This window comes from Vibrio sinaloensis DSM 21326, assembly GCF_000189275.1.
GTDB classification, from domain to species: Bacteria; Pseudomonadota; Gammaproteobacteria; order Enterobacterales; family Vibrionaceae; genus Vibrio; species Vibrio sinaloensis.
The window spans coordinates 41,371-50,842 of the sequence record NZ_AEVT01000107.1 but is presented as its reverse complement, the minus strand read 5'-3'; the positions used below and the strand labels follow the sequence as shown (position 1 = coordinate 50,842).

Genomic DNA, 9,472 nt, shown 5'->3' with positions numbered 1-9,472 from the left:
CTCACCAAGGGGGCAACGTGTTCAGCGTCAATAATAGTGAGTCTGTAAAACGTTATAACCTGTTGTATAAGATGGCGCTCACCGAACTACCAATAAGTGACGATGGCGGACATCTTTACGACTACCAATGGCAAGGAGACAAGAAGAGAACGATCGATGATTCGATCGTCATTCCACCAATGACACAGGAAATCATGAGTAATGGCTATATTCTTGGCGTTATAACCGTCGCACTATTAGATGATATCGGCTATATCGTCGATTACTCACAAGCAATGCCTTATTTACCCTAGGACATTTATTGTTAAGGTTTACTTTTAAGCGCGTGAGCCTTAATTTCTAAGGTTCACATAAAGATAACTTTGACTCTATTTATTATTAAATTTTCTCTTTAATGAAATATATAATTTCACTTTTATATCATGTTAAGAGATCAAGAGCTGTTAAATAATTTCATAGATCACAAATTCATTTTCCAAATAAGACTTTTTCTTAATAACGTGTACCATTCCCCAAATTAGAGCTTTAACTCAAAAATGATAAATCGGCACATCAGATTTATCTCATATCAATAATATCAGTAACTCCAGTCTTCAATAAGGGTGGCGTTTAGCTCTATACATCTATGTAAAGTAACTTCTATCGATAAATAAGGTTTCGCTATGGGGATTTCATCATTCAGTGTGAAGAAGAAGATTTATGGAACGGTATTATTAACGTTAGCCATTTTAATTGGCTTAGCGTTGTTTTTTGTTAGTCATATACAAATGATAAAACATCAGCTAGATGTATTCTCAGAAACAACCGTGCCGAGTGTGCTGTTAGTCAAAGATACTAATACCGCTCTCGTCAGCTTACGTAAAGACCAATTTTCACTTCTTCCTAATACTCAACACCCAGATTTTAACCAGTGGGTCAATGACTTAGATAGTAGCATCCAAACGATTGATGGTTATCTTTCAGAATATGAACAAGGCCTTTGGGACGAACGAGACCGCCAAGCATTCGATACTGTTGCCTCAAATTGGCGTAAGTACAGAGCAACATCAATTCAGTTTGCTTCACTGCTCACGCAAGGAAAGCTAGACTCGGCAAACACTCTGATACTCAACAGCTTTCCTGAATTTTCGGCAGTAAGTCTTGCACTGCAAAGCCTTACCGAGCTGAACCAAACCTACATAGTTGAAGACAGTGCCGCTGCAGAACAAATCGTTACAGAGACCTTAATTTACGGAACCATCGCAGTCATCGTTGCCTTGCTGTTAGCAACCTTACTGTCTGTCATCCTCGCTAATCAAATTTGTACTCCGCTAGAGTTAGTAAGAAAAATGGCCCTAAGCATTGCTGCAGGAGATCTAACCTATAAATTACAACGCGATAAGATAGCAAATGACGAACTAGGAGAGTTGGCAGATGCATGTGAAGACATGCAGCAAAAGTTGCAGGTTCTGGTCGGTAATATATCCAACACTTCAGTACAGATTGGCACAGCAATCGAGGAAGTCAGCGCCATATCGACCCAAACCTCGCAAGGCATGCACGAGCAGCAAGAACAAATAAGCTTAATCGCAACAGCAATGAACCAAATGCAAGCCACGGTAAATGAAGTCGCAGGCAACACCGAAGATGCCTCTACCACAGCAGGCAGCGCCCAAAAAGAGGCCACCAGCGGTTTGAGTATTGTCGAAACCAGTATGGAAAAAACCAGAGCTGCGGAGAGAGTGATCGCAGATACGGGTCATATGGTGGAAGAATTGGAAGCGGACACGGCCAATATCAGTGTCGTCGTTGACGTAATCCAAGAGATTGCAGAGCAAACCAATTTGCTCGCATTAAATGCGGCGATTGAAGCAGCGCGTGCTGGTGAGCAAGGACGCGGTTTTGCTGTCGTTGCCGATGAAGTGCGTACTTTGGCTAGCCGAACTCAATCTTCAACTGAGGAGATAATCAATATAATCGACAAACTGCAGAATCGTTCAAAACAGGCGGTAGAGGCCACTCGGCAAAGCAGTACTCTCATTCAGTCTTGTGTCGAGCAGACGCAAGAAGCCAGCAGCAGCATTCAACACATTGAACGCAACGTTGAAAACATCGCTGAAATGAGCATTCAGATCGCAAGCGCATGCAGTGAGCAAAGCTCCGTAACAGAAGAGTTAAACCGTAATGTCGAAAGCATTAATGTGTCTTCCAATGAGGTGGCAGAGGGCGCCAAACAGACCGCACAAGCATGCCACTCACTCAGTGAGTTGGCGACGGGTCTGCAAGATGTCGTACGCAAGTTTCGCATAGCTTAACCCTTTTAAAAACGTTAGCGACAAGTCAGAGCCTCTATTAAGCTCTGACTTGTTTTCTTATTCACTGCCAAACTCATTCCTCGCCCACACATACTCTACATAAATATCTGAATTTAAAGTAATAATTACTCTTACACTCGTAAAATTATGACCCCAAAAACAGGTTTCCACTCCGTTTTCATTAGAATTTAAAGCGCTTTAAATTATCCGCTACATAACGTTGCATTGGTCACGAAACAAACAAACCATAATTGAATAACTGCTAGTAGATCGATAAGTTTAAAGCGCTTTAAATTTATTTGAAAAGACCATGACAACATTATCTGAAGTATCAAAATACCTAGGCCTTTCTATGGCCACAGTAAGTCGAGCATTGAATGGCTACCCGGAAGTCAACGCCAAAACTCGTCAGCGAGTCTTGGAAGCAGCAGACAAATTAGGCTATCGCCCCAATAGCGTCGCGCAGAAACTTGCAACAGGTAAATCAAAAATGGTTGGCATCATGCTTCAGTCCCCTGATGAACTGGTTTGTGCGCCAACCTTTTTGAAAGAGCTATCGAACATCAGTAACTTTTTAGGGGTCAAAGGATATGATCTGCTGATCAACTCCTCTTTACATGGCAACAATCTACAAGCGCTGAAGAACTTTGTGTCCAAAAGCTCTGTTGATGGACTGATAATTAAGGCTCCAATGGTGAATGATGAGCGTATCCGCTTTCTTTTGGACAAAGGCATTCCTTTTGTTGTTCACGGCCATGATACCAGTGACCTTGACTATGCTTATTACGATATCGACAACGCATCTGTCACTGAGCAAGCCCTCAATTACCTCCATCAACTTGGACACCAGAGAGTGGCTTTCATCAATTCAGATGAGAAACTGGCCTTTGCACATACTCGAAGCGATGCCTTTAACAATAAAGTGAAACATCTAGGCTTAGATCCTGAACTATGCGAAGTCTTTCACTGCGCCCCAGAAGTAAAAGCTGGGCGCGAGTTGGCAAGTGATATTCTAAACGGCGAAGACCGTCCAACCGCTTGTATCTGCTCTAGCAGCAAAGTCGCTTACGGCTTGTATATGGCAGTGGCTGAACTTGGTTTAGAAATTGGCTCCGATGTGTCGGTCATTTCACACGATGACGGCATCAGTCACTTCGAAACCAGAGAGTTTAATCCACCATTAACGGTCACCCACTCCCCCTTGACCGATTCTAGTGAACCTATTTCCGATGCGATTGTGAAGCTTATTTCGGGTGTCAGCCCATCTGAGCTCAAGGTCGTATCCCCAGTTGATTTGATTGTTCGCGAGTCAACCGGAAAACCGAAATCATAAATCACAATCAAGAGGGAGATCCGCATGGACAGCTTTCATCATCCAGAGTGGACTAAAGATAAAAATATCTACGAAGTAAATCTGCGCCAATATACGCAGGAAGGAACCATCAATGCCTTTTCTCAGCACCTACCACGACTCAAAAGTATGGGGGTGGATATCCTATGGCTGATGCCGATTCACCCTGTCGGCCAAAAGAACCGTAAAGGTACTCTAGGTAGCCAGTATGCTGCGCGAGACTACACCGCGTTAGATCCGTCTCTTGGCAGTAAAGCTGACCTCAAAGCACTCGTTGATCAAGTTCATGCGATGGGGATGTATTTGATCATCGACTGGGTTGCCAATCATACGGGTTGGGATCACGTGTGGGTTGAAGCCCATCCAGAGTGGTACCAACGCGATAATAACGGTGAATTGTTTCCCTATACTTATGTGGATAGCCAAAAGACCGAATACTGGACTGACGTTATTGGTCTTAACTATGAAAACCCAGTGTTATGGCGAGGAATGAAGGATGCGATGGCCTACTGGGTAACCGAGTTTGATATCGACGGCTTCCGCTGTGATGTTGCGGGTCTGGTTCCCACCCCATTTTGGGACTACGTCACTACTGAGCTGCATAAACTCAAACATCTGTTTATGCTCGCCGAATGGTCAGCACCAGATCTCCATCGTCAGTCATTTGATATGACTTACGACTGGGGTTTCTATGAACTAATGGGGGCCATTGCTCGTGGCCACAAATCGGCCGCAGAGATCCCTAATTACCTAGACCAGCTTTACACACAATATCCTCAAGATGCCTATCGTATGGTGTTTACCACCAATCACGATAAGAACACTTGGGAAGCACACGATGACGAATTTTTTGGTGATAGCTTTAAAGCTTTCGCCGTACTTGCTGCCACACTCTACGGCATGCCGCTCATCTACAGTGGCCAAGAATCTTATCTCGATAAACGGCTCGCGTTTTTTGAGAAAGATCCAATCGACTGGAAAAACTTCCAGCTCGAAGCCTTCTATCGCGATTTACTGCTGCTAAAACGCGAGAACTCGGCCCTGTGGAACGGAACCTTTGGCGCTAAGCCCATTTTCCAACAGACTGAAAATCCCAATGTCATTCACTACATTCGTGAGAATGACAACAATAAAGTGGAAGTGGTGATAAACCTTTCCAAGCAAACTCAGCGCTATAAACATCAATCTACACAAGCTGAGCGAGCACTCACTCCCTACCAGTACGTAATTACCAAAGCGTAATAGATTACTAATCAAAACAAATAGGTCTGAACATGAAAAAACTAACTCTTATGAGCTTAGGGGTTGCTTGCGCCCTAAATTCCGTCAACGTCGCCGCTTTTTCTGATGGTGAAATCACTATTTGGATGCCGCTCGACAAAGGTCAAAAAGGCATGACTTACGCCGTTGAACAGTTTGAGCAAGATACAGGGGTGAAGGTGAACGTTGAGTTTCCTGAGAGCCTAGAAGAACGCTTTATTCAGTTTGCTTCTGTAGGCAAAGGACCGGATATCATGGTCTTTGCCCATGATCGTTTCGGTGGCTATGCCGAAGCCGGATTGGTTCGAGAAGTCACCCCTGAAGCCAGCTTCAAAGCTAAATTTGAACCCTATTCATGGGATGCCACCAGCTACAAAGGTAAAACCTATGGCTACCCAATTGCCGCCGAATCCGTCTCCCTAATCTATAACAAGGACCTAGTCCAAGAGCCATTGAAGAACTGGGAAGATATATTTGCACTCGATAAAGAGCTTGCGAAAAAAGGCAAGAAAGCCATCGCTTGGGCGGTCAAAACACCTTACTTCACTCACCCACTTTACTCCAGTGATGGCGCTTACGTATTTGAACTTAACGACACTGGGTTTAATCCAAGCAAAACTGGCGTAAACACACCAGAAGCGAAAAATACGATGGCCTTTTTGAAACGTATCGTTGACGAGGGTGTTATGTCTGCCGATATGGATTATGCCTACTCGGAAGGTGCTTTTAACAAAGGGGAAGTTGCTATGACAGTTAATGGCCCTTGGGCTTGGGCAAATATCGAGAAAACAGGCATCAATTACGGCGTCGCAGAATTGCCAAAATTCCATGGCAAAGACTCGCGTCCATTTGTCGGGATTCTGATGGCTGGCATCAGTACAGCATCACCTAACCAAGATCTCGCACAAGAGTTTATTGAGAATTACCTTCTATCGATGGACTCACTGCGCTTTATGAACAGTCAGGTACCAATTGGGGTTCCAGCTCGTATTGAATTTTCAAAAGAGCTCGCCAATGACCCTCGCATTCGTGCCTCGATCATTAACGCTCAAAACGGTGACATCATGCCAAACATTCCACAAATGATGGGCTACTGGCACGGATTGCAAGCGGCGATCACTAACGTGATAGAGGATCGTCAAACGGTCGATGAGTCACTGGTTGATTTGGAAAAACGTGTTTTAGACAAATAATCTCGAGATTAATAAGAGTAACCACATGAAATTGAAAACAATTAAAGACATGCAAACATCAGCGCTTGGTTTTGGCTGCTGGGCAATGGGCGGAACGTGGAATAATGTTTCCGACCAGTCCTCCATTGCTGCGGTTAAAGCGGCTATTGAACATGGTTTCAACTTCTTTGATGTCGCCCCTGTCTACGGTTTAGGCAAAGCAGAAACGGTGCTAGGTAAAGCATTGCAAGGTGTTGATCGCTCCGAAGTACTCATTGCGACTAAGTGCGGTTTGGTCTGGGACGACAACAAGAACGTAACCAATAACTTAACCGCTCAGAGCATCATCGCCGAAGTTGAACAATCCTTAACTCGACTGCAAACAGACTATATCGATTTGTATCAAGTTCATTGGCCCGACTCGAACACCCCAATTGAAGAGACCGCAAGAGCACTCGCCGCTCTTAAAGAACAAGGGAAGGTGCTCCATATAGGGGTATCAAATTACTCACTCGATATGACACGAGAAATGATGCAAAACGTTGAGGTTGCCACGTTCCAAGGGTTATACAACCTATTGGAGCAAGACCCAACGCATTACCACAATATCCCGTTGCAATATCGGGCAAAAAGCGAAGCGCTACCATTTTGCCAACAAAACGATATGAAGTACCTCCCATACTCTCCACTCATGCAGGGCTTGCTCACCGGTAAGTTTAAGCGATCTGGAAATTGGGATAATCACGATGACCGACACAACAATCCTAAGTTGAATGGTGAAGGGTTCGAACCTTACTACAACTGTGTCGAGGACCTAAAGCAACTTACGCAAGAGGCAAATGTTCCACTCGCTCACCTTGCTATCCACTGGTTAGTAGAGCAAGCGGAAGTCGGCCCCGTCATCGCCGGTGCCCATACCGTTGAACATGTAGAGAAAAACGCCAGCTTCATGGACTCATCAGTTAGCAAAGAATTGCTAAGCAGTGCTGAAGCCATCGTTCGTAAATGGAATCTCGACTAACACTTCTCAGCCCCGGCTTATAACCGGGGCATATCCGGGTTGATCGACATGAAAAAAATTGCAGTTATTGGCGAATGCATGATAGAGCTCAATGGCACACCATTTGGCACAATGGAACAAACCTTTGGCGGCGATACACTCAACACTGCCATCTATTTGAAAAGGACCGCTAAGCTAAATACAGCGACCGACAAACTTGATGTCCTATATATCACCGCAATGGGATGCGATCCGCTGAGTAAAGCCATGATTGAGCGTTGGCAAAAAGAGGGAATAGACACTCGCCACGTATTGGTTGATGACATGAGAACAGCAGGACTTTACATGATTCAAGTCGACGAGAATGGCGAGCGCACCTTTCTCTACTGGCGCAATCAATCCGCTGCTCGTTACTTGCTAAGCCATCCCAAGTTTACGCAGGTTAAACACTGCCTTGAGCACGTCGATGCCATTTTTGTCAGTGGTATCAGCTTAGCCATTTTATCCAGCCGAGATCGGAGTCGGCTACTGACACTGCTTGAGCAACTTCGTTCTCAAGGAATAGAAGTGATCTTCGATAGTAACTACCGCCCTGCACTATGGCCACACGATGAGTTAGCAAGCGTTAGGGCGTGCTATCTAACGATGTACCAAACAACCAATCTAGCACTGGTGACCTTTGAAGATGAACAACGTATTTGGGGCGACCAATCTGCGCAACAAACCCTGACACGTTTGCACTCTCTTGGCGTCAAAACCGTCATTGTAAAGCAGGGAGACAAGGGCTGTTTACTAAGCACATCTGAATCAACCTCTCCTTTCTATGTGCCAGCCTCAGCAGTCAGTAACGTGGTGGATACAACTTCCGCTGGAGACTCATTTAATGGCGGCTTTCTCGCCCACTACTTAGCAGGCTCAAGTCTAATCACAGCATGTGAATATGGTAATCACTTAGCTGGCATCGTCATCCAGCATAAAGGGGCAATCATTCCCGCACATATCACCCATCCAACCTATTCATAAGAAGGTTTAATGAAATCCATCAAACAACAGCTCACACAGGTCAAAATCATGCCTGTAATTGCGATTGAGCGGGCAGAAGACATCGTGCCATTGGGCAAAGTATTAGTCGACAACGGCCTACCTGCTGCTGAAATCACCTTTCGATCCGACGCCGCAGCAGGCGCGATTCAACTTCTGCGCGAATCACAACCTGACATGCTCATTGGCGCCGGTACTGTGCTCAATGAACAACAAGTCATTAAAGCCAAGCGGGCAGGCGCCACTTTTGTGGTTTCTCCTGGATTTAACCCAAACACAGCTCTTGCGTGTCAACGGCACGAAATCACTTATATTCCTGGAGTCAATAACCCCAGCGCAATCGAGGCCGCGCTAGAGATGGGGCTGACAACATTAAAGTTCTTCCCTGCAGAGGCGTCTGGTGGACTCGCAATGCTTAAAGCTCTGCTAGCCCCTTATGCGGATATCTGTTTCATGCCAACTGGTGGAATCAATCCAACGAACATTAACGATTACCTCAACCTTGACCGCGTCGTTGCATGTGGAGGAACATGGATGGTCGATAAATCGCTAATTCAAAACCAAGATTGGGTGGCACTTGCACAACTGACTCAAGAGGCTGTCGCACAAGTCAATCGCTAACATAGACATAACAATCTTAGATAATCCTTTGAAATTAAAAGATTAAAACGGCATTATAGCGCGCCTAAATGATGATAAGCGCAAATCATAATGCGCAACAATGGCCCATTTGTTTCAAATGTCAGTTATAACAAAGGATAGGTACTCTATGTGGATCCCAAATACCAAGATTGAAGGCGAACATGTCACGCTTGAACCATTAAGCCAACAACATACCGAGGACTTAATCAGCGCAGTAAACGACGGAGAGCATTGGAAGCTTTGGTACGCCAATGTTCCTCGTCCTGACGCGATGGAAAACTATGTTCAACAAGCGATTGAAGAGGGCCAACAAGGCAACATCGCTTATGCCGTTCGTAACAAGGCCTCCGGCCGGATTGTGGGAACCACTCGTTATTACAACGTCGATGAAGTCAATCGACGAGCGATGATTGGTTACACCTGGTACGCCAATGCTGCAAGACGTACACCCGTCAATACCGAGTGTAAGTTGCTACTTCTACAGCAGTTGTTCGAAGACCGACAAGCGATCGCTGTCGAGTTTCGTACCCACTTCCATAACACCACTTCACGTAATGCTATTGAACGCTTAGGGGCTAAGCAGGACGGTATTTTACGTAACCACATCATCATGCCAGATGGCTCGTTACGAGATACGGTGGTGTATTCCATCATTGCTTCTGAGTGGCTGGCAGTGAAACAAAATTTACTCGCAAAACTGGGGTAATCGTGG

At 45.1% G+C, this 9,472-nt stretch carries 8 protein-coding genes and 1 pseudogene; all 9 read left to right on the top strand.

Features of this window, described 5'->3' with window-relative positions; all coding sequences use genetic code 11:
• Positions 1-293 (top strand): annotated as a pseudogene (locus RH45_RS19970) (hypothetical protein); the annotation flags it as partial.
• 369 nt (positions 294-662) lie between these two features.
• Complete coding sequence (locus tag RH45_RS19965; RefSeq protein ID WP_008080818.1) at positions 663-2,294, top strand: methyl-accepting chemotaxis protein; 1,632 nt, start codon at positions 663-665, stop codon at positions 2,292-2,294.
• A 310-nt stretch (positions 2,295-2,604) separates the two neighbouring features.
• On the top strand, positions 2,605-3,627 hold the full coding sequence (locus RH45_RS19960; RefSeq protein ID WP_039958956.1) for a substrate-binding domain-containing protein: 1,023 nt from the start codon (positions 2,605-2,607) through the stop codon (positions 3,625-3,627).
• Positions 3,628-3,651: 24 nt separating this feature from the next.
• Positions 3,652-4,887, top strand: a complete 1,236-nt coding sequence (locus RH45_RS19955) for an alpha-amylase family glycosyl hydrolase (protein ID WP_008080816.1) — start codon at positions 3,652-3,654, stop codon at positions 4,885-4,887.
• A gap of 32 nt (positions 4,888-4,919) precedes the next feature.
• A complete protein-coding gene (malE, locus tag RH45_RS19950) occupies positions 4,920-6,098 on the top strand; it encodes a maltose/maltodextrin ABC transporter substrate-binding protein MalE (protein ID WP_008080815.1) in 1,179 nt (392 codons plus the stop codon).
• A gap of 25 nt (positions 6,099-6,123) precedes the next feature.
• A complete protein-coding gene (locus tag RH45_RS19945) occupies positions 6,124-7,098 on the top strand; it encodes an aldo/keto reductase (protein WP_008080814.1) in 975 nt (324 codons plus the stop codon).
• Positions 7,099-7,146: 48 nt separating this feature from the next.
• Entirely contained in the window at positions 7,147-8,100 is a 954-nt protein-coding gene (locus RH45_RS19940) for a sugar kinase (protein WP_008080813.1), read from the top strand.
• Positions 8,101-8,109: 9 nt separating this feature from the next.
• Positions 8,110-8,739 (top strand): bifunctional 4-hydroxy-2-oxoglutarate aldolase/2-dehydro-3-deoxy-phosphogluconate aldolase, encoded by a 630-nt coding sequence (locus RH45_RS19935; protein WP_008080812.1) that lies wholly within the window; start codon positions 8,110-8,112, stop codon positions 8,737-8,739.
• Between the two features lie 148 nt (positions 8,740-8,887).
• Complete coding sequence (locus RH45_RS19930) at positions 8,888-9,466, top strand: GNAT family N-acetyltransferase (protein WP_008080810.1); 579 nt, start codon at positions 8,888-8,890, stop codon at positions 9,464-9,466.
• The last annotated feature ends 6 nt before the right edge of the window (positions 9,467-9,472 follow it).